20 protein-coding genes and 1 pseudogene are annotated in these 21,531 nt (G+C 56.3%); 9 read left to right on the top strand and 12 right to left on the bottom strand.

What is annotated here, in order from left to right:
- Positions 1–178: 178 nt before the first annotated feature.
- Positions 179–550: pseudogene (locus CEE69_RS33055) on the bottom strand (O-antigen ligase family protein); the annotation flags it as partial.
- Positions 551–1,329: 779 nt separating this feature from the next.
- On the opposite strand from CEE69_RS33055, the gene CEE69_RS03040 reads away from it, so the two are divergent.
- Positions 1,330–2,685, top strand: a complete 1,356-nt coding sequence (locus tag CEE69_RS03040) for a S49 family peptidase (RefSeq protein ID WP_390179958.1) — start codon at positions 1,330–1,332, stop codon at positions 2,683–2,685.
- 61 nt (positions 2,686–2,746) lie between these two features.
- On the opposite strand, the gene CEE69_RS03035 is transcribed toward CEE69_RS03040, so the two are convergent.
- Positions 2,747–3,688 (bottom strand): WecB/TagA/CpsF family glycosyltransferase, encoded by a 942-nt coding sequence (locus tag CEE69_RS03035; protein ID WP_099259289.1) that lies wholly within the window; start codon positions 3,686–3,688, stop codon positions 2,747–2,749.
- A 23-nt stretch (positions 3,689–3,711) separates the two neighbouring features.
- Here CEE69_RS03035 and CEE69_RS03030 point away from each other — a divergent pair, with 23 nt between their 5' ends.
- The 5 genes from CEE69_RS03030 (at position 3,712) to CEE69_RS03005 (ending at position 7,840) form a co-directional block, all read left to right on the top strand.
- Positions 3,712–5,103, top strand: a complete 1,392-nt coding sequence (locus tag CEE69_RS03030) for a sulfatase (RefSeq protein ID WP_233214563.1) — start codon at positions 3,712–3,714, stop codon at positions 5,101–5,103.
- A 3-nt stretch (positions 5,104–5,106) separates the two neighbouring features.
- Positions 5,107–6,192 carry an alanine dehydrogenase gene (gene ald / locus CEE69_RS03025; protein WP_099259288.1) on the top strand — a complete coding sequence of 362 codons (1,086 nt, stop codon included), beginning with the start codon at positions 5,107–5,109 and terminating at the stop codon, positions 6,190–6,192.
- 195 nt (positions 6,193–6,387) lie between these two features.
- The gene (locus CEE69_RS03020; protein ID WP_099259287.1) at positions 6,388–6,753 is read left to right on the top strand and encodes a GxxExxY protein; all 366 of its coding nucleotides are present in this window, start codon (positions 6,388–6,390) and stop codon (positions 6,751–6,753) included.
- A 216-nt stretch (positions 6,754–6,969) separates the two neighbouring features.
- On the top strand, positions 6,970–7,110 hold the full coding sequence (locus CEE69_RS03015; protein ID WP_233214562.1) for a hypothetical protein: 141 nt from the start codon (positions 6,970–6,972) through the stop codon (positions 7,108–7,110).
- A gap of 589 nt (positions 7,111–7,699) precedes the next feature.
- Entirely contained in the window at positions 7,700–7,840 is a 141-nt protein-coding gene (locus CEE69_RS03005) for a hypothetical protein (protein WP_233214561.1), read from the top strand.
- Between the two features lie 238 nt (positions 7,841–8,078).
- On the opposite strand, the gene CEE69_RS03000 is transcribed toward CEE69_RS03005, so the two are convergent.
- Together CEE69_RS03000 and CEE69_RS02995 are read right to left on the bottom strand one after the other, a co-directional pair.
- Complete coding sequence (locus tag CEE69_RS03000; protein ID WP_099259286.1) at positions 8,079–8,957, bottom strand: hypothetical protein; 879 nt, start codon at positions 8,955–8,957, stop codon at positions 8,079–8,081.
- Positions 8,958–9,150: 193 nt separating this feature from the next.
- Positions 9,151–10,785 carry a Do family serine endopeptidase gene (locus CEE69_RS02995; protein WP_099259285.1) on the bottom strand — a complete coding sequence of 545 codons (1,635 nt, stop codon included), beginning with the start codon at positions 10,783–10,785 and terminating at the stop codon, positions 9,151–9,153.
- A 347-nt stretch (positions 10,786–11,132) separates the two neighbouring features.
- Between CEE69_RS02995 and glgC the strand changes: the two genes are divergently transcribed.
- On the top strand, positions 11,133–12,473 hold the full coding sequence (gene glgC / locus CEE69_RS02990) for a glucose-1-phosphate adenylyltransferase (RefSeq protein WP_099259284.1): 1,341 nt from the start codon (positions 11,133–11,135) through the stop codon (positions 12,471–12,473).
- Between the two features lie 51 nt (positions 12,474–12,524).
- Positions 12,525–13,493: a GGDEF domain-containing protein gene (locus CEE69_RS02985; RefSeq protein ID WP_099259283.1), complete on the top strand. Its 969-nt coding sequence runs from the start codon at positions 12,525–12,527 to the stop codon at positions 13,491–13,493.
- Positions 13,494–13,526: 33 nt separating this feature from the next.
- On the opposite strand, the gene CEE69_RS02980 is transcribed toward CEE69_RS02985, so the two are convergent.
- Both CEE69_RS02980 and CEE69_RS02975 read right to left on the bottom strand, forming a co-directional pair.
- Positions 13,527–14,444, bottom strand: a complete 918-nt coding sequence (locus CEE69_RS02980) for an N-acetylglucosamine-6-phosphate deacetylase (protein ID WP_099259282.1) — start codon at positions 14,442–14,444, stop codon at positions 13,527–13,529.
- Positions 14,441–15,208: a glucosamine-6-phosphate deaminase gene (locus CEE69_RS02975; protein WP_099259672.1), complete on the bottom strand. Its 768-nt coding sequence runs from the start codon at positions 15,206–15,208 to the stop codon at positions 14,441–14,443. The genes CEE69_RS02980 and CEE69_RS02975 overlap by 4 nt, the downstream gene beginning before the upstream one ends.
- A gap of 54 nt (positions 15,209–15,262) precedes the next feature.
- On the opposite strand from CEE69_RS02975, the gene CEE69_RS02970 reads away from it, so the two are divergent.
- Entirely contained in the window at positions 15,263–16,582 is a 1,320-nt protein-coding gene (locus CEE69_RS02970) for an NRAMP family divalent metal transporter (protein WP_233214559.1), read from the top strand.
- 50 nt (positions 16,583–16,632) lie between these two features.
- On the opposite strand, the gene CEE69_RS02965 is transcribed toward CEE69_RS02970, so the two are convergent.
- The 6 genes from CEE69_RS02965 to fliQ all read right to left on the bottom strand — a co-directional run bounded on the left by CEE69_RS02965 (position 16,633) and on the right by fliQ (position 21,525).
- On the bottom strand, positions 16,633–17,973 hold the full coding sequence (locus CEE69_RS02965) for a PLP-dependent aminotransferase family protein (protein WP_099259280.1): 1,341 nt from the start codon (positions 17,971–17,973) through the stop codon (positions 16,633–16,635).
- A 91-nt stretch (positions 17,974–18,064) separates the two neighbouring features.
- Positions 18,065–18,484 (bottom strand): hypothetical protein, encoded by a 420-nt coding sequence (locus tag CEE69_RS02960; RefSeq protein ID WP_233214558.1) that lies wholly within the window; start codon positions 18,482–18,484, stop codon positions 18,065–18,067.
- A 195-nt stretch (positions 18,485–18,679) separates the two neighbouring features.
- Positions 18,680–19,381: a DUF2461 domain-containing protein gene (locus CEE69_RS02955; RefSeq protein WP_099259279.1), complete on the bottom strand. Its 702-nt coding sequence runs from the start codon at positions 19,379–19,381 to the stop codon at positions 18,680–18,682.
- Between the two features lie 5 nt (positions 19,382–19,386).
- Positions 19,387–20,469 (bottom strand): EscU/YscU/HrcU family type III secretion system export apparatus switch protein, encoded by a 1,083-nt coding sequence (locus CEE69_RS02950; protein WP_099259278.1) that lies wholly within the window; start codon positions 20,467–20,469, stop codon positions 19,387–19,389.
- On the bottom strand, positions 20,462–21,256 hold the full coding sequence (locus CEE69_RS02945; protein ID WP_099259277.1) for a flagellar biosynthetic protein FliR: 795 nt from the start codon (positions 21,254–21,256) through the stop codon (positions 20,462–20,464). Before CEE69_RS02945 ends, CEE69_RS02950 begins: the two co-directional genes overlap by 8 nt.
- A 2-nt stretch (positions 21,257–21,258) precedes the next feature.
- Complete coding sequence (gene fliQ / locus CEE69_RS02940) at positions 21,259–21,525, bottom strand: flagellar biosynthesis protein FliQ (RefSeq protein ID WP_099259276.1); 267 nt, start codon at positions 21,523–21,525, stop codon at positions 21,259–21,261.
- Between the last annotated feature and the right edge of the window lie 6 nt (positions 21,526–21,531).

Here is a 21,531-nt window from a genome sequence, read left to right as displayed (position 1 = left end):
GGTCCTCCGCGGTGGCGTCTAACAAAGTCACTCGCATCTGCGAACCGGTCGCGTCGGCGTGTTTGGCCGAAGCAAGTTGCCACGCCAAACAGAACAGAACGACCAGCAGCAGCAATTGCAGGCTGAATCCGACCAAGCCCAGATCAACAAGCGTCGACAAAAAGACATTGTGTTGCATGTAGGGCCGTGCGTTTTCCAGCGGCACACCATGTCGTCGAATCGCGTGATAAGGTTCCGCTGCATCGAAGTAGTTGCCATACCCGTGACCACCCAACGGTCGGTCCAGGAACATCTCGTAAGCAACCAGCGCCAGTAGCGGTCGCAACTCAACACTCTTTGCAGCGTCCGCGGCACTCAACGCTTTGTCGCGTTTCATGCTCATGATCTGGTCTTTCAACCCCAACGCCATCGCACCGCTGAAAACGACCACGCCGGCAAGTGCCACGATTCGAACACGACGGGGAACATAGATCATTCCGATCCATCCGATCGCCGCGATCGCACCCAGCCAGACGCTTCGCGTCAATGTTGAGTAACAACCAGCCAGCATCAGCAGCGACAGAATCGCGTACCAAGCCTTGCCGTGACGTCCGCTTTCAAGAAAGCGACTGGCGCATGCGGCCAAAGCCAACGTCAGCAAAATTCCATTGCCGGCGGGATTGAGCAGAGGCCCTCGACCACGTCCGTAAAATTCCCAGACTTCGGGATCGTTGATAAAGCGTGGAAACACCAACGCTCGCACGTCCAACATCTCCATCACGCCGGTGAACGCCAGGTATCCGCCAAGTGCGATCACTGCGGTGACGATCCGATGGATGTCTTTCTTGGTGAAGGTCGATGTCCGCATCACAGCGTACAAGCTGCAGGGAATCGCCATGTAGAACAGCCATCTCGCGATGGGTGGCTGCCCGTCACCGAACATCCCGAAACGCAAACAACTCAACAGGCCCACCGCAACAAAACCGATCACAATGCCATCAGTGCGGGTCACGGCAGGCAATTTGTTTTCGCCGGTCAAGACGCGGAAGATAGCGATGCCCACCACTGCTGCCCAAAGCAATCGATCCAAACTGATTTGAATGAAACCATTGAACGCGAAGAACGCGGGTCCAAAGACCGTCCCCAGAAACAACACCGCCATCACCAACGCCCAAGTACGGGCGCCGTGCAGCAACGGGATCGACCAAGGAATGATCGCCAACAGAATCAGAATGAGAAGCAAGGTCATGCCGAACAATAGCTCACTTCGCTGGCGTGAACGTTGTTTCAACTGGTGTTTGTCGCGGATGCGGAGCGTCAACTTTGACGGTTGCAACGATTCTTCGCATTGTGCGTCTCACGCCGGTCGCACGCATCGAACTCATTCTCCCGAGCGAAACGTTCGATTCGATCAGACAGGCGATCTGCCTTTTGCACTCGTCCTTCTTCGCTCATCCAATCGCGTTTGGATTCCAAGTGACTCGCCGCGAAAAATGTTGTCGTTCCTCGATCATGCCACTGCTCCACGCGAGCCGATTGGCTGGTTTGGTCATTTGCGTGTTGGTTCTTGCCGGTTGCTCGCATCCAGTGCGAGCGTTGGTCGGCGGGAACATGGGGATCGCCGGCGACATGGGCGTGAACGGACAAATGGGTGTCGATGGCGACATCAACATGAACGGGACGATGACCACGGTCAGCAAGACCGACAACACGGCATCGCCGGTACGTGCGATTGAGATCGGCACGGCTTCACCAGGATCCGACTCTCGCATCGCAATCGTCGACCTCGACGGGTTGCTGATCGATCAGAACCTCAGTGGATTCGGATCGATGGGTGAGAACCCAGTCTCGCTGTTTCGTGAAAAGATGCGTTGGATCGAATCCGACCCGACAATCTCCGCCGTCGTTCTTCGAATCAATTCGCCCGGTGGCGGTGTGACCGCCTCGGACATGCTGGCCCATCAACTTCAACACCTCAAGGCAAAACGTGGCATTCCGATTGTCGCGTGCTTGATGACCACCGGTACCGGCGGCGCATACTACTTGGCCACCCACACTGACGCGATCGTCGCGCATCCGACGTCAGTTGTCGGCGGAATCGGTGTCATCCTGAACAACTACAACATGGAAGACACGCTGGGCCAATTCAACATCGTCTCGTTGCCGATCAAAGCCGGTGAGAAGATCGACGTTGGATCTCCAGAACGGATGATGCAGCGAGAAGAACGCGATCTTCTGCAGTCGATGGCTGATGAATTCCACCATCGATTCATTGAACAAGTCCGCTCGTCGCGTGGTTCGCGATTGGTGGTCACCAGCAGTGCTGAAGATATTGACACTGATAAACCGGACGGCGAGGCGGATGAGGATGAGGCAGCCGAAATAGATCCGAGCGATCTGATTCCGTTTGATGGCCGGGTTGTCTCGGGAGTGCGAGCCCAAACCATGGGACTCGTCGACCAAACCGGTTACCTCGATGACGCCGTGGCGTTGGCGGGAAGCATGGCGGGTCTGTCGTCTTCCCCGTCGCTCGTGCTTCTACGACGAGACAACGACCGAGCGATGTCAGAGTTTGATGTCACTCCCAACGTGCCGATGACATCGATCCTGCCAATTCAATTGCCAGGACTGGATCGCAGTGCAATGCCAACGTTCCTGTATCTCTGGCAGCCTGATCCAAGCATCGTGACCGCGAACGGCGGTTGATCCCGGTCCCGGTCCGGGAAGGATTCGTTGTTTCCTCAGTCGCAGAACAAAATCTGCTCGTCTAGGAAGTCATGCCCCAACTCTTGACCGTGTTCTTCCAATCGGTTGTCAATGCGGAACACAGGTAACCAATGTTGGACATGTAGCGCGGCACCAAACGCTTTGGATCACTGAGCATCCGATAGGCCCATTCCATACCAACGCTTTGGAAGATTTTTGGAGCTCGCTTCGCGGTCCCGGCCAAGAAGTCGAACGACGCACCCAGCTGAATGCTGACCGGCACTCCGATGCGAGCGGAATGTTCGGCGATCCATTGTTCGCCCTTGGGCTGGCCAAACGCAACGAACAATAGATCGGTTCCTGCGTCGCGAATTCTCGCGTCTTGAGCGGACTGTTCTTCTGCTGTCAATTTGCGGAAGGGAGGTGACTCACATCCGGCAATTCGCAGTCCGGGATACATCGCTTTCAATCGCTTGGACGCTTTGTCGGCGACACCCGGTTCTCCGCCGAGGAAGTAAACGCGGTGTCCACGTTGGGCGGCTCGTCCACACAAGTGAACAATCAGCTCGCTACCTGCGACTCGCTCGGGCAAAGGTCGATCGGTCAATTTGCTGCGTGCCACAATCGGTTGACCATCAGCCAACACCAACGCGGCGCGATGCGTGATTTGTTGAAGCTGCTGCGATCGATGATGCAGCATGCAGTAGTTCAGGTTCGCCGTGATCACGTACTGAGGTGTTCGAGCGGCGATGAGTTGATCAATCGCATCGACCGATTGCCACATATCCAAACGATCAAACGGAACATCCCAAACGCTCACCGTATCACGGGCGCAGGGTGGCGCCGTGACGACCGAAGGATCGCATTCCGTGAGAACGGTTGCCTCGAATCGCGGACCGGACTGAAATTTGCCGGTGGCTTCTTTCGATGCCGGCGGCACGACAACCGAGGCGGTCGAGGTCGAGGATTCGGGATAAGAACTGACGGGAGAAGCCGAATTCATTGCGGAGCGTATTCGATGAGTGGTTGAAAAATCGATCCAACCGCGACAATCCGATCACCTGTCATTCTGAGAGTGACCGTGCCGCGATAGACTGCACGCTGAACCCTACGTCACGTTTTCTGACCCAACGCAAATTTGGCCCCAAGCAACGCATGCTGATCTTCACCCTGGAAGGATTCACTCCCGCTGCGATCTCGTCTTATGGGTCCTCTTGGAATCGAACTCCCGCCATCGATCGCTTGGCGGCCGAGGGAACAACATGGAACCGAGCCATCACTCCGGTCACGGATCCGCTGGAACAATGGGACCGCTGGGCAAGGACATTGGCGAAGACGCAGCGGGCCAGCGAAATCGTCGTGATCACCGACGACCCACGATTGCTGGAGCGCGAATCCGCGGCCGTGTTTGAAGAAATCGTCTTGTTGGAAAGCGACCTCGATGAGGACGCAGGTGACGAAACCGTTTCGATCGAAATCGAAGACACATCGATTGGAAGATTGACCGCCGTCGCTGCCGATCGATTGGCTCAAGGCGATTCGGTTTGGTTGCACTCGCGTTTTCTCACGCATGGTTGGGATGCACCGCGAGAACTTAGCGATGATTCGGTTGCTGACGAACCGGTCTACTACGCCGACGAGTATGAAGAAGACCTCGGCCATGAAATCACCGACGCAGATGACGACGGCGAGAACGCGGCCGAAGAAGTGCCGTTCATGGTTGAAACGACCACGCCGCCCGACCATCGCATCACCGCCAACGACGATCCGGATTGGATCACAACGTGGATGCGAACCTACGGATGCCAAATCAAATTGGTTGATGCGATGATTGATGTCTTGGATTCGGTGCTGGAACCGACTGACACAATCGTGCTGGGTGGGACCAGCGGTTTCGCACTCGGGCAGAACGGTGGCATCGGACACCGCTCCGGTCCGTGGCGTTCGTGTCACCTGCACGTGCCGCTGATTTGCTCCGGTGGCTCAGGGCTCCGCTCTCGTATGGTCGCTTCCGCTGATGAAGTCGCGGTAGCGATTGGCGTCCGATTGGCCGACCCGAGTGGGGACCTCATGCCAGCCGAACGTTTTGTCTTCGAAAACGTTGGGGGCTCATCAAAGGAAGAATCCAAACCCGACGAATCTTTGTCTGAAAACACCACGTCGCCTTCGTCTGAAACTCGTGTTATCACCCACCATCGCAATGTTCCTATCGCGATCACCACCAACGAATGGTTTTACGTCCTCTCGGAAGACGCCGGGTCCGACGTCCCCTCGTTGCCAAGTGATTCCGATGATCGATGCCACCTGTATTTGAAGCCCGACGATGTCGACGACTTCAACAACGTGGTGCGTTTGCGACTCGAAGAGGCGGACCAACTTCACCAAACCCTTTTGAACGAATTCCATCGAATAGAGTGACTCATGATTGTTGGCGTGCCCTCGGAGATTAAGACCGACGAATACCGTGTTGGCATGCTGCCCGTCGGGGTCGCGGAACTCACGCAAGCCGGTCACACCGTTTTGGTGCAAGCCGGGGCCGGTTTGGGATCGGGACTGCCCGACCATGATTACCTCCGTGCCGGAGCCGAATTGGTTGCCTCCGCCGAAGACATTTTCGCGCGAGCGGACTTGGTCATCAAAGTCAAAGAGCCCCAGCCGTCAGAATACGAGCTCATTCGGTCTGGCCAAATGGTGTTCACCTACTTTCACTTCGCCGCCGACGATTCACTCACCAAAGCGATGCTCGATAGCGGTGCGACCTGCCTCGCCTACGAAACGCTTCGCGATGCATCGGGGCAGCTTCCTCTGCTGACCCCCATGAGTGAAGTGGCAGGCCGGATGAGCATCCAAGAAGGAGCGAAGTTTCTCGAACGGCCTCAAATGGGACGCGGCATTTTGTTGGGCGGAGTGCCCGGTGTCGCGCCCGCTCACATCACCATTCTGGGCGGCGGTGTGGTGGGAGCCAACGCGGCCAAAATCGCAGCCGGCTTCCAAGCCGACGTCGCGATTTTAGATGTCAACCTCGATCGTTTGCGATACCTCGACGACGTGATGCCCGCCAACGTGAACACGCTCTACAGCGATCGCCATAACATCGTCGAACAACTCGAACGAGCCGACTTGGTGATCGGTTCCGTGTTGATCCCTGGGGCCCGAGCTCCCAATTTGGTGCGTGCCGAAGACCTTCGCACCATGAAGTCGGGTGCGGTCGTGATCGACGTCGCGGTTGACCAAGGCGGCTGCATCGAAACCAGCCGTCCGACCACACACAGCGAACCGACCTACATCATCGATGAGGTCGTCCACTACTGCGTGGCGAACATGCCCGGAGCAGTCGGCCGGACCAGCACGTTTGCGTTGTGCAACGCCACGATGCGTTGGGTGATGAAAGTCGCTGCTTCGGGAATCGACGGTGTCATCCAAGACACCGGCCCTCTGCAATCCGCGATCAACATCCACGCAGGAAAAATCGTCCACGAAGCCGTCTCCAACGCCTACCAAGGCTGAGCCTTCGGTCTTGTTGGCTGTTTCAGCTCTTCGCTCGAAGAGTTTTTTGCCACAGAGATCACAGAGGGGATGCGCGTGGTTGTTCCGGTCCGACGCGCTGCCTCGAACACCATCTCTGTGAACTCTGTGACAAAATAATTTCGCTAGGCTCTTGCAACCACAAGCAGGCAAGCGGATCTCGGAGGGTATCAAGCAATGAGCGATGAACTGACAGAAAAGATCATCGGTGCGGCAATTGAGGTGCACCGCATTCTCGGTCCCGGGTTGCTGGAGTCGATCTACGAAGAAGCCCTTTGTCACGAACTCAGCCTGAGAGGCTTGGCATGCGAGCGTCAAAAAGACGTCGATGTGATTTACAAAGGGAGAACGATCAAAGGACAGAAGCTAGACATCCTGGTCGACGGGCAAGTTGTCCTGGAGCTGAAAGCAGTGAAGAAATTGCCCGATGTGGCAACGGCCCAAACGCTTTCTTACCTGAGAGCAACCGGTCTGAAGCGAGCCCTTCTGATCAACTTCGGCCAGTCCCGTTTGGTGGACGGAATCAAACGTCTTTCGCTCTAGCCATCGCAACGCCGGCGGACGGAAGGAACGAATCACTCTCTCTCAGTCGTGATTGAGTTTTAGCCACAGAGATCACAGAGTCCACAGAGGGATGCGCGTGGTAGTTCCGGTCCGACGCGCTGCCTCGATCGCCATCTCTGTGGACTCGGTGGCAAAACCAATGAGCGATGAACTAACAGAGACGATCATTGGTGTGGCAATTGATCGTGCTCCGGGTTGCTGGCGACGATCGACGAAGAAACGTTTTGTCACGAACTCAGCCTACGATACTTGGCTTGCGAGCGTCAGAAAGACGTCGATGCAATCAACTTCAGTCAGTCCCGTTTGGTGGACGGAATCAAACGTCTGTCGTTCTAGCCATCGCAACGCCGGCGGACGGAAGAGACAAACACTCTCACTGAGTCGTGATTGAGTTTTAGCCACAGAGATCACAGAAAGCACAGAGGGATGCGCGTGGTTGTTCCGGTCCGAAACGCTGCCTCGAACGCCATCTCTGTGGACTCTGTGCCCTCTGTGGCAAAACCAATGAGCGATGAAATAACAGAGACGATCATTGGTGTGGCAATTGATCGTGCTCCGGGTTGCTGGCGACGATCGACGAAGAAACGTTTTGTCACGAACTCAGCCTGCGATGCTTGGCTTGCGAGCGTCAGAAAGACGTCGATGCAATCAACTTCGGCCAGTCCCGTTTGGTGGACGGAATCAAACGTTTTTCGTTCCAGCCATCGCAACGCCGGCAGACGGAAGAGACAAACACTCTCACTGAGTCAGGATTGAGTTTTAGCCACAGAGATCACAGAAAGCACAGAGGGATGCGCGTGGTTGTTCCGGTCCGACGCGCTGCCTCGAACGCCATCTCTGTGGACTCTGTGCCCTCTGTGGCAAAACCAATGAGCGATGAAATAACAGAGACGATCATTGGTGTGGCAATTGATCGTGCTCCGGGTTGCTGGCGACGATCGACGAAGAAACGTTTTGTCACGAACTCAGCCTGCGATACTTGGCTTGCGAGCGTCAGAAAGACGTCGATGCAATCAACTTCGGCCAGTCCCGTTTGGTGGACGGAATCAAACGTCTTTCGCTCTAGCCATCGCAACGCCGGCGGACGGAAGAGACAAACACTCTCACTGAGTCGTGATTGAGTTTTCGCCACAGAGATCACAGAGTGCACAGAGTGCACAGAGTGCACAGAGGGATGCGAGTGGTAGTTCCGGTCCGACGCGCTGCCTCGAACGCCATCTCTGTGGACTCGGTGATCTCTGTGGCAAAACCAATCCACACCAGACTCACAAAGAAAACAGCCCCCCTTGAAAGCCAACGGTGTGTCACTCACCGGCTTCGGTATTTTCCGAACTGTCTGGGTCAGCAACCTCAGCTTCTGATTCAGCTAGATCTTGATTGATTGGCGACGGCTCGGATTTCTCCATCTCCAAACCTACCTCCGGTTCGCCGAACAGAAGCACTGGGTTCTCCGGATCCTCCATCAGTTCAATTCGCTCGACCGTCACGTAGTCGTAATCGTTGAACATGACTCGGACGTTCGTTTCACCAGCGTCGCCACGAACGACGAAGACATAGCTGGCCGCTTCCGCATCGGTGTATTCGTCGGTCATTTCCCATTCGTAGCCGACATAGTTGATCGTTCCGACTTTGTCTTGGATCGTTTCGTTGTCTTTCAGCAAACGATAGGTGGAGTGCGCCATGGTCGAGTCGAACGGCACCGGGATGGTTTCCAACTCCACCCGAGCGTACAAATCTGTTTCGTCTGGAATCCAATCGACGCGATTGAACCAAACGTCTTCTTTCTCACTGAGTTCGGCACGGATGACGGCCTCTCCATCGGTTCCGATCACGCGATAAAAATAATTCTCGGCATAGATCGCATTGTCAGCGTTGTGCTCTTCAGCGAATTCGATCGATTCAATTACGCCGACTTCCTCGCGAAGGGTGTCATTCTCAGACAACGCGAACATCAACGCCTCGGGGGTTTCTTCGTCATCGATCATGTAGTCATAGTTGACCGCATTGATTTCTTTCGCGAGCCGTTCGACCGCGTAGTACCCGAGCCCCAAAACACCTCCGCACATCAACAGCATCGTCACCGAAACGATCGCGACGATGATGACCGTGTTCTTCGAAGAACCACCACTCGAAGGCGAGTTGGGGACGGGTTGGGTGTAAGGCGAATGAGGCGCGTTGGACATGAGCAAAGCTGCTGATGGATTGGATGCCGGAAGAATGCGATATGAGGCGAAGTATAAACAAAAACGGGCTGGTGATTTCCACCAGCCCGTTTGCATTCATTCGATCCGCGTCGCTTTGCACGACATTCCTCTGAACAAAGCGAATGCATTAACGCGATGGGCGATGCATCCGTTCAGATCAATAGTCCATTCATCACTGCAACGGAACAATCATCCGAGTGTTCCCGCGGCGAATGATCAATCGCAACGGAATCTCTTGGCGTTTGGCTTCCGCAATCACTGACTGCAAGACAGCCACGGAGTTGACCGCGTTGCCTCCGGCACTCTCGATCACATCACCGGCCATCAATCCAGACTCAGCCGCAACGCCGCCGTCCTCCACACTGACAACGATCAACCCCGAATCCATCCCGGCGTATCCGTAGCGTTGAGCGGACTCGGGCGTGATGGGTTCAAGCTTTGCGCCCAAGACGCTGCCGCCGTTGAACATCGCCATCGCTTCGCTGGTTCGTTCTTGCAGATTGACCGTCTTGTTCAGCGTTTCACCATCACGATTGATCACCATCGCGACGCTCGCACCGGGAGGACGGCTGGCGATGTAGTTGACCAATTGCGAACTGCTGCGGACCTTCTTTCCGTCCACGCTGACAACGACATCGCCAGGTTGCAAGTTTGCATTTGCGGCAGGTTGTTTGTCCAACACGCCTTGGATCAGTGCCCCATCGTCAACACTCAATCCCATCTCGTCGACCAAAGCTGGCGTCACGTCACGAACCTGGGCACCCAAGAATCCGCGGCGAACTTGCCCATACTCGATGATCGATGTCAAAACCGGCCGAGCCAATGTGACAGGAATCGCGAACCCGATTCCAGCGCTGGCACCACTGCGAGAAAGGATGGCGGTGTTGATACCTACCAACTCGCCACGCAGGTTCACCAACGGTCCGCCGGAGTTGCCTGGGTTGATGGCTGCATCGGTTTGCAAGAAGTCTTCGAAACCCTCGCCGTTGTTTACGATGCGGCGATTGCGATTCTTTCCGCTGATGATGCCTGCGGTGACGGTTTGATCCAAACCGAACGGGCTGCCGATCGCCAGCACCCAGTCACCGACCTGAATTGCATCCGAATCGCCAAACGCGATCGCTCGCAGGTTGTCAGCTTCAATTTTCAGAACGGCCAAATCGGTTTCCGGATCGGTCCCCACCACTTCGGCCGGCAAACGGCGGTCGTCACTGAGTTCGACGAACACCTCATCAGCGTCTTCCACCACGTGATTGTTCGTCAGGATGTAGCCGTCCTCTCGCACGATCACTCCACTGCCCTGACCCTCACGGCTGGGCATGCGTTGACCGCCCCGCGAACGTTCTCTGAAATAATCTTCCAATCCCGGCGGGAGCTGATTCCGCAATCCTGGCGGCAATTGGTTGCTGACCGCTTTAGCGGTCGTCTTGGAACTGATGCTGACGACGCTGGGACGCATCGCTTCGGCAACCGTCCGGAACGAAGCGGACAAATCTTGAGCCGTGTTCAACCCTTGGCCCGGATCGATCGCGCCCGTTCGCTGAGTCGTTTGATCTGCCATCGCGTCCGACTGCATTCCATCCGGCAAACTCACGACCACGGCGGTGGTCAGCGTGGCTATCCACAAACTTCCCAGAGCAAAACTGATTGGTTTCCATTGATTTCGCATCGTGAATGTCTTCTCCAAAGGGGGATGGTCGGGTGAGTGATATTTCGCTCGTACCGCGGTGAAGTCAACGCACCGTCGCGCAACCTCTTCCAAACATTTGCCATGAGTTGCACGCATCCGAGTCCAGACCGTTCCCATGACAATTCGAGAGCAGTACTACTGCGAACGGTGCCCGTTTGGTTCACTTTGAACCGGAGACAAGTTCGCGAAAACGTTCGGTGCTGTCTCGGGGCACGGCCCGCCGGTGCATGATCCCAGCGGCGCGATATGTGCTGAGTCGGCAACCCCGGTTCGCCACTGCGGCGGCGCCTGACGCAGAGTGTTCGTGAGCCCCCAATGCCGCAAACGACCTGCAACGGGGAAAGTGGTTGCAGCGGCGACTGTTAAGATAGAGAAACAACCCCGCATCGACGCATGAAACTCCCTTTGAAGCCGGTGAGGGAAACTTAAATTCCGCTCGACAGTCCTCAAGGGACTTTGCTAGCATGCGGTCTTCGCATGTTGCGGGTGCCAACATGCCCACCGAGGTAGGAAACCACGATCCAATGATGCGACAAACAGTAACGGTGATTCTGGCCGGAGGTCGTGGCTCACGACTCGAACCGCTCACGCGAGACCGAGCGAAACCAGCGGTCCCCATCGGTGGTGCCTATCGCATCATCGACTTTGTGCTGAGCAATTGCCTGAATAGTGACATGCGGCGTTTGCTGTTGCTGACGCAGTACAAAGCCCAGTCGCTCGATCGACACATCAACGTCGCGTGGCGAAATTACTTCTGCCGCGAATTGGGGGAATTCATCGACGTTGTGCCGCCGCAACAACGCATCGATGACAATTGGTACCAAGGCACCGCCGATGCGGTCTATCAGAACATTTACGCGATCGAGCGTGAGGCGCCCGAGTACGTCGTGATTTTGGCAGGCGACCACCTGTACAAAATGAACTACGAATCGATGGTGAATTTCCATCATCGTAAGGGTGCCGATGTCACAGTTGGCGCACTGCGTGTCAGTCGCGATGAAGCGAGACAGTTCGGTGTGATGCAGGTGGATACCGACAATCGGTTGGTGGAATTCCAGGAAAAACCGGAAAACCCACGTCCAACGCTTGACGATCCCGATGTCTGCTTGGCATCGATGGGTATCTACGTTTTCAACACTCGGTTCCTGTTCGAACGACTGTGTGACGACGCGACTCAGCCAGACAGCGATCACGATTTTGGCAAGAACATCATTCCCGGCGCGATCAAAGACAGCCAAGTGTTCGCGTTCCCATTCACCGACGAGAACCGCAAACGCGATGCGTATTGGCGTGACGTCGGCACGTTGGAAGCTTACTACGAAGCCAACATGGACCTGGTCGGCGTCGATCCTCAGCTGAATCTGTACGACCGCCAATGGCCGATTCGCTCCTTTCAACCTCAATTGCCACCGCCAAAGTTTGTCTTCGGTAGCGAAGGTCGCTCGTCACGCCGCGGCGAAGCCCTTGATTCAATCGTCTGCCAAGGCGCGATCGTCAGCGGCGGTTGCGTTCGGCGCAGCATCATTGGCACGGGGTGCCGCATCAACAGCTATGCTCAAGTCGAAGACAGCATCCTGTTCGACGATGTGAACGTGGGCCGACACAGCCGCATCCGACGCGCGATCATCGACAAGGGAGTTCACATCCCTCCAGAAACAGAAATTGGATATGATCTGGCAGCGGATCGTGCTCGTGGGCTAACAGTGACAGACAGTGGACTCGTTGTGATAGCGCGCGGCGAGATGATCGCACCTCCGGTCTCCGCGAATGGATCGCATGATCCGACGTCCAGTTTGACTTCCTGACCGTAGCTTTCGGCGATCGCTGAGGGCTTCCTCGTAACCCTCCGCATTGCCGTGAACCCGTCATTGATCGCCGCCGGTTTCTTCTTTGCCGCGGTTTTGATTGCAATCGGTTACTTCATTGGACGACGTCGCCGCAAGGTCACGAAGTCCATCCCGGAAGGCCCGATCATTCAAGAAGACGAGCGTCAACGTATGTTGGGCTTACTCGAAGGATTGTCCCGATGGACCAACGAGTATTCCGGGAACGTTTCGAACTACCAAAGCGAACTGGGTGAACTCAGCGACGCGATGCGGATCAGTCTGCATCAATCGCGTTCCGGCGCCGCTCGCAATGGCAGGGCAAATGAGAACCAACAAGCCAGTGACGCTCGCATGGTGACGTTGATCAACCAGATCATGTCGACCAACACCGAACTGCAAACGCGATTGGAAGCGGCCGAACAACAGCTCGAAGAACAAACGGAACAAATTCAGTCCTACCTGACCGAAGCTCGAACGGACGGATTGACCGGCCTGTTCAACCGTCGAGCCTTCGACAAGAAGCTCGACGAGATGTTCTCCGCCTATCGTGCTGGCGGCAAGTCGTTCACGCTGATCCTTATGGACATCGATCATTTCAAGATGATCAACGACACGCATGGCCACCCCATCGGCGATGTCGTCTTGCAACAGATTTCACAACGACTCGGTCATGGCATGCAAGACGCCGAGATCGTCTCGCGTTTTGGTGGCGAAGAGTTCGCCATCCTGACTTATCTGCCGATCCGCGCCGCGGCCGACAAGGTCAACAAACTGCGAGATCGTATCGCCAACGATTCCATCGAAGCGGGCTCGGCAGAACTGCAAGTCACATTGAGCGTCGGGCTGAGCACACCTCACGAAGACTTGGTCATCGGTCCGATCGTTCGTCGGGCGGACGAAGCCCTTTACTCGGCGAAGAACATGGGCCGGAACCGGGTTTACTTCAATGACGGCAACGGCGCCCAACTGATCAACGCGCCCGAAGTGGTCCGATCGTAAACGCGGTCTGCCAACCGCGAAACGTTTTCGCGGTCACGACCTAGCTTCATCCAGCAATCTTGCCGGATTGGTTTGGGTCCACGCCTTGATACGAGCTTCATCGATGCCCAGGTCTTGGCGTAGTTTTTCGGTCATGGTTTGAACCGAGGTTGCACACCCGGCGAAGTGAGTTCGACACTCCGCCCACGCGGCGCCGTCGTCATCGACATGCACGTTCTGGCCCGCCAGAGCATAGGTGCCCGGTCCCAATCCAGCCGCACTGATCGCGTCACTGACGATCACGATGTTTTCTTCCGGCACGCACTGCAGATAGTTGCCGAGGGCCATCATCGGAATGTGAAAACCATCGGCAATGAAGCTGATCGCCAAACGGGATGAACGCGAAAGGACTCGCTGCACAATATTGTCGTGACGAGGAACCTGCGACGGGCAGGCATTGCCCAGATGAGTGAACATCGACAGCCCAGCATCAATCGCGACGTCGAGTTCACTCAAGCTCGCGTTGGTGTGTCCCGCCGCAACGATCAGTCCGTGCTGGTGCAACCAACGCGTTGTTTCGCCCGTCGGATCCTGCTCGGGTGCAAGCGTGACCAAACGCACGTGCCCTCGCCCGGCGTCTAGTAAACGCTGAGCGTCCTCGATCTTCGCCGCACGAATCTCAGACTTCGGATGAGCCCCCGCGTAACCGTCCAACGGTGACAGAAACGGACCTTCGACATGGATTCCCGCGATCGTTTTCGCGATGTCGGCGTCGGCATCAATCGCATCAGCGATACGGCTGATTCGTCCGCACATGGCGTCCATCGAATCGGTGATCACCGTGGCCAAGCATCGGTCCACCTGGTGGTCACGCATCGCACGGCAAGCATGCTGAACCTGCGAAGTGGAAAGTTCATTCCCATTGAAGTCCACGCCGGCATAGCCGTTGACCTGAAGATCGACGTAGCTCAACTGCCAGGCTCCATCGAGTTGCGAAGATCGCGATCGAGTTGAGCTGACGACGCGATGTCGATGATTAGCGTCGCGTTGGAATGCGTGTGCAGAGCTGACGCGGGCACCATCGGATCATTGACTACCGACAACGTTCTGGCGACCGCCTCCGCTTTCTGAGCGTCGGGGACGGAACAAAAGATCTGACGTGATTTCAGAATCTGTTGAACCGACATGCTGATCGCTTGCGTTGGGACTTCGTCAAGTGACGAGAACCAACCTTCGCCGACTTGCTGCTCACGACAACGCTGGTCCAAATCGACCAACAAATAAGGGTCCGTCGCCTCCAGATCCGCGGGCGGGTCATTGAACGCGAGGTGTGCGTTCTCACCAATTCCCACCAGCGACACGTCGATTCGGGTTTGACGCAGCAGATCACCAACACGCTTCATCGTTTCCGTGGGATTTTCATCGCCGCGAAGATAGTGAAACGCACCCGGCGAGACTTTTTCGACAAAGCGTTCGCGCAGATACCGGCAGAACGACGCGGGGTGTTCCGGTGAAACCCCGACGTATTCGTCGAGATGAAAACCGGTCACCTTCGACCAATCGATGCCAGGTTGCTCGGACAAAGACGACAAAACTTCAAATTGAGAAGCACCGGTTGCCACCACTATGTTGGCATTACCGTACTCATTCAGAGCCGTTCGGATCGAGTCGGCAGCATTTCGGCCAACCCACAGCCCCATTTCGAAGCGGTCAGCGGCTAGGATCTTGTTCAACATTGGCGGTCGCATGTGGCGGCTAACAAATCATTTGTTCTTCGACAAGGCTTCATTGTGACACAGCCGGTAGCAGTAAACGAGAGTGGTTGGAAACGATACCGCCGAATTGGACCCGCAATCGTCGTCGCGGCGGTCGTTCTTGGCCCCGGAAGCATCGTCAGTGCCAGCCGTGTTGCCTGCGGAGAAGGCTTCGATTTGCTTTGGATTGTTCCGCTCGCGGGAATCTTGATGATCGGGATGACCGCCGCCGCGATGACGGTTGGCGTTTGCAAAGAAAATACTTTGTGCGGTTTGGTTGCCGATCGATTTGGACGGTGGGCCGCCTGGATCGTCGGACTTTCCCTGCTGATCGCGATCACGTTGTTCCAAGCATCGAACAACAACGCGATGTGGATGGCCGTCAGTGGATTCATCGGTCACGACACCGTGAACAAATGGTCAACACTTGGACGTGCATCAGGATTGCTGCTGTTCAACGGAGCCATCATCGCACTGGTGTGGCTGGGCCGCCGCGATTTATATCGATGGATTGAACGAGTGATGGCGTTCCTCGTCGGTGCGATGGTCCTGTCGTTTGGAGCCAGCATGTTTGCTTCGGCACCGGATTGGAGCGAAGTGATCGGCGGATTGGTCCCGAGCCTGCCGACACCAGTAGCCGACGCGGCGCTGGCCAGCGATTCCGAAGCGATTGCGAATTCCGACAACGCCTCGATCGCTTGGTTGAGCATGGCGGCATTGGTCGCAACAACGTTTTCCGTCGCGGGCGCCTTTTACCAGTCCTATCAAGTCAAAGAGAAGGGTTGGAAACGGGACAACCTTTCCACCGGATTTCTCGACGTCTTCGTCGGAATTTCATCCTTGGCTTTGATCACCGGAATGATTTATGTCACCGCAGCGACTGCGTTGCACGGCAACATCGCACCAAAAGATTTGACCGACGCGTCTGTCGTTGCCTTGTCGCTTGAGCCCTTATTCGGCTCATGGGCCCGAATCGTCTTCTCGATCGGAATTTTCGCGGGAGCGGCCAGTTCGTTCTTAGTCAACGCTTTGATTGGCGGAGTCGTCTTTTGCGACGCGATTGGGACGGATTGCCGAGTCTCATCTCGACCGGTCCGGCGAGCAACCATTGCGGCCCTGCTCGCGGGATGGGCGGTCGCGAGCCTCGCCGCATTGACTGATGTGGATTTGGTCAGCTTCATTGTCATTGCACAGTCGCTCACCGTGCTTTGCTTTCCACTGCTCGCCGGCGTCATCGTATGGCAATTGCACACGCTGGATCGCAAAGACGTCGCCTGGCCAATCCGTGTGCTGGCTTGGATCGGATTGGCCGTCGTGATCGCCTTGTCAGTGAAAACACTCAGCGGATTGATCTGAGTGTATCCGCGTGCTTCCGATTGCCTCGCGATCGCGAGGCAAAGATCGACTCAGTGAATCGCGGCGGAAAACAGCTGCGAGATCCGAGCTTGTTGATCCGGTGTGATCCATCGCAGATCGATTGCGATGCCGTCATCAGAAGGTTCGACCAACAAACACGTGTCGCCCTTGGTCAATCGTTCGACGATCACCGCGGGGCTGGCCGTGTTGACTCGCACCAAAACCTGTCGCGATGGAAGCTTGCCGGACTCGGCAGACATCGTTGCGGATTCTTGAGTCACCGTCGCGGACGTCACGCCGTCAATCCCGGACAACTGAGTTGCCAATCGCTCGGCTCGGTCGTGCAAATTGCTTTCGCTCGCCGAGATCAATCGGTCCACGGGCAAACCACTGTCACAAGCCAGTAACGCGGCCGCGTTCAACATCGCGATCATCGCATCGGGCGCTTGCAGCATCGAAACTCGTGGGTCTTCTTCCCACGCTTTCATCCATTCGGTGCGTCCAATCAAGATGCCCATGCCGGGTGTTCCCGTCAGAACACTGCCACCCATCAACACACCATCGGCACCGCTACGGATCAATTCGGCGGCACTGCAGCAGCTTTCCGACGATCCTCCCAACAGCCGCGCGGTCGGCGCCACTACCACTTCCGAAACACCGTGATTGCGACGCGTCTCCGCATCCAGCGTGCAGCATGCAAGCGGAAGTCGCACCAATGTCGTTGTTCGCTGACCACCGAATGATCGACTCGGGCAGCCACCCATCGCACCGGCCAAGTCCGCTTCCGTGATCCCGGCGGACGTTCCGACTTCCCGAACGGATCCTCCCGTCCAACGTTGCAGCTCATCGGCCAAGCATGCCGGATCACCCGCTCGCAACGGGACCGCACAACAACGAGGCACGAGAATGCGTCCGGCTCGACGCCCGCATTGGCCGAGCAAACTCAATCCCGAGTCAAACGAATTGACCACGAGGACTTGAACCTCGGTCCCACAACCGTCCGTCAGAAATCGTTCGACCGGTTGGGTGCTGCGTTGGTCGTGAGGCAGACTGCAATCACCCATCAAATACTGTGCCGCGGCGGCCAACACCGACGGGTCCACGGCAACACCGCTGCCACGCGGGTGCGAAAGGTTTCCCGATCCGTTGATCAGAGATTGCGGGCGTTGAAACGACGTCGCTCCGGACCAAGCGTCGCGAAAGGGTGCGGCGCTCGCTTCAGCCTGCTTCAAGATCGTGTCCACTTTTTCCCGAGCCACACGAGGCAGTTCCTCGACCAATTTGCTGGCTTGGTCTTTGAGGTTTTGTGCGGTTTCCGGGTCCGTCGCTTGTCGAGCCAAATCGGCGACGCCGCGTCGCAACAAATCCACCGTCCAGGGAGGCAGTGCCATCAGAAATTGTTTTCAAAAGGAGAAGAGAGCCAGTCCGAAACCGTCTTCTCCATCATCCTCCACACCAAGCCGACACGCAAGAAAGGAATTCTCAGGGACGTTGCTGGCCGAGGAAATCGTTGACGTTGGCAACTCGTTCTTCAGGTCCGGTTGCGGCTTTGGGAGCCCCAAACATCGAACTGAAGAATCCGGGTGAATCCGATTCCGACGCAGGAGCCTTTTCCGTTCCCGCTCCGGCAAACATGTTCATCGGGTTCAATCGAGCTGGATTGAAGGTTTCTTTTGTTCGCTGCCACGATGCCGACGCGGTGTTTTTGACATCCGTCATCAGACCGTCTTTGCGTTCGACAATCCGATCTTGATCGGCGTTGGGAACCAAGAACGTCGGCATGCGAAAACTGGGAGTCTTCGGCATCGAAGGCATCTTCCAGTTCGCTGGATTGAGAGTTTGAGCCATCTTGGAGAAGGCTCCCGGCTCCGCACCTTGTGCAGAGACAGACGTGGCGACCATGCACTGGCTACCGACGAACAAACATACACAAACTGTGAGTCGACGCGAAAAAGGCGACATTTCAAAACGGGGCATTGAGAACGCTCCACGTGCTACGATTCAGAAATTCAACGTTGGATCAGCTATCGCCTTTCCGTCAGAACTGTCGCAACCCCAGTTTCTAAAATCGTATCTAAAAAGCGTGACAAATCGAATTCAATAAGGCACGTCGACAGCGTCGCAAAGAAACCGCATGAACGGCTTGGCGTCACGAATCAATTGAGTGATCCGAGCCACTGAATCATCGGCAGTGATCTCTTTGCGTTTCACTGACGCGATGCCGATGAAGTCAATCCGCCGTAAGTCCTCGATCATCGGATGGTCGCGGTCATAGTCACGCGGAGACGTTTTCAATCGGTCACCGCCCAGCTCATACGACGTGCGAAATGACTTGGCATCACGAGCGCGTCGCCAAGCCTTGGGATCTTCCGCGATGGCAGCCCGGATTGCCGCCAAAGATTGACGCTGTGGCCGCCATGCACCCATTCCGACGAAGCATTCCTCAGCGGACAAATGCACATAGCCACCGGGAGCGTGGATGTCATCGGAAACGGTTCCGGTGAAGCACGCATCGTGTCGCAGCGAGATTCCCACGTTTGTCTTGTACGGCGTCTTGTCTTTGCTGAACCGTGTGTCGCGGTAGATTCGCATCAGAGAACCACCTTGGGTTTTGTCGATCACGCGAAGCATCGGTGCGGATCGCTTCAAGGGGACAGCGAGCTGGCGAATCAGTTCGAGTGCGGGTTGGCGGACTTCGTCCTCGTACCGAGATTTGTTCTCCGCAAACCAATCCCGATTGTTGTTGTCAGCGAGGTCTTCCAGGAAATGAAACAACTCGGGTTGGATTGGGGACGTCATCAGGATCAGGCTGCTGTTGCTTGGGGAACTTTCTTGCCTTGCATTTGATAGACGTAACGCAAGATCTCCGCCACCGCCTGATACTGCTCCGCCGGGACTTCTTGGCCCACGTCGACCAACTTGTAAAGAGCCTGAGCCAGTTCCTTGCGTTCCACAACCGGGATTCCGTTCTCCAATGCCAAACGACGAATCCGCTGTGCGATCATGCCCGCGCCTTTGGCGACCACAATGGGAGCCGGCATCGTCAGCGGATCGTACTTGATCGCAATGGCGAGTTCGGTCGGGTTGCTGGCCACCACGTCAGCCTTGGGCACTTCGGTTCCGAGCTGTCCCATCGCCAATTGACGAGCCACCTGTCGACGACGCGCCGCGACTTGCGGGTCAGCTTCGGTGTCCTTCATCTCATCGCGAACCTCTTGGTCCGTCATCATCAAATCTTGTTCTGTCTTCCACCACTGATAGACGTACTCAAGCAATGCCAACACGAACAAGCCAACGCCGATCCACAACGAGACGCCAAACAACGTGTCGAACATCGACTTGGCCAGTTGCGGCACCGACAAAGACGCCATCGAGATCACGTCGCCATGATGTGCTCGCAACGCCAAGTAGGCGATCCCGCCGATGATGCCGACTTTGAACATCCCAAACACCAAACGCATGACGCCCTGCAGCGACAAAATCCGTTTGGCCCCGGACATGGGGCTGATGTTGCTCAGCTTTGGCATCAACTTTTCAGTCGACAACAACAGTCCCGATTGAAAGACATTGATCAACACGCCGCCGATGAACATCAGGATCATCATCGGAACCGCCGCCATCGCCAGCCGTTGCGAGATCTGCAACATGTACTGCGTCGCGTCTTGGTTGTTCATGGGAGCCAACCTCGTCTCGCCGAGGGCTTGTTCGATGCCTCCCGACAAATAGGCCGCCATGTTTCCACCGATCGCGTACAGAGCTCCGATCGCGGCCAGCAGCAGAGTCGCCGACGTCAGGTCCTGGCTTTTCGCGATCTGGCCTTTTTCGCGAGCCTGCCTGCGTTTGCGTTCTGACGCTGAGTGTTTCTTATCTCCACCGGAATCAGACATCAGGCGTTGTCCATATGGAGGACAAACGCTCGACGTTGGCCGTCAAGTCTTCTTGGAACATCCAGGCGACCGAACCGATCGTGAGTGCCGTGACGACCAACATCGCCAACGCATTGATCGACAATCCAATCGCCAACACGTTGATTTGTGGCAGCGTGCGGCTGATCAAACCGGTCACCAAGTTTGCCAGCAACAACGCCGCGATCACAGGCCCGGCGACGCGAACACCACTGGCCATGGAATTGCCCATCACGACAATCACAGCGTCCATCATCGAATCGGTGAACTGAACATTGCCAGGCGGAATGTGTTGAAAGCTTTCGACCAATAGGCGCAGCACCAACCGGTGGGCTCCCGTGATCAACATCACCGTCGTGACCAACATGCCGACCATTCGCGCCAGAGCCGGCATGCTGCTGGATGTCGTTGGATCGATGGAGTCACCAAGTTGCATCCCGCCGGTGCTGGTGATCGCCTCGCCAGCCAATTGCAATCCTGTGATCACCATTTGAGTCGTCGCACCGATCAGCATTCCGATCAATGCTTCCCTTCCGATCGCAACGGCCAGGGCAGGCAAGTTCTCGATCGTTGGCATCGACGGATGGTCGCACTGGGCGGCCAACGTCGGCATCAAGATGGCCGTCAGAACCAACGCCAGCAACGCGCGAATTCGTTTGGGAACGCCCACGCCGATCGCTGGCATTGCCATCAGCAACATGCCCAAACGAGTCAGCACAAGCGTGCCGAGGACCAAGTGGTCAAAGATCCAATCAACGAAGGCTTGCATCGCTACAAACCGCCCGCGTCTTCGAACACATGTCGGGTGAACTCGACCATCCGAGACATGAGCCACGGCAAACAGGCGATCAGAACCGCCGCCATCGCCAAAATTTTGGGAACAAACGAAACCGTTTGATCCTGGATTTGTGTCAGCGCCTGGATCAGCCCGATCACCAAACCAGCGAGCATGCCAACCGCCAACATAGGCAGCGCCAAAACAACGGCGGCCAACAAGGCTTCGCGAACCAAATCGATTGCGTCAGAGGATTCAAACACGGCGCG

The sequence above is a fragment of the Rhodopirellula bahusiensis genome (genome assembly GCF_002727185.1).
GTDB classification, from domain to species: Bacteria; Planctomycetota; Planctomycetia; order Pirellulales; family Pirellulaceae; genus Rhodopirellula; species Rhodopirellula bahusiensis.
Note: the sequence above shows the minus strand (reverse complement) of the source record. Positions and strands in the feature narration are given on the sequence as shown.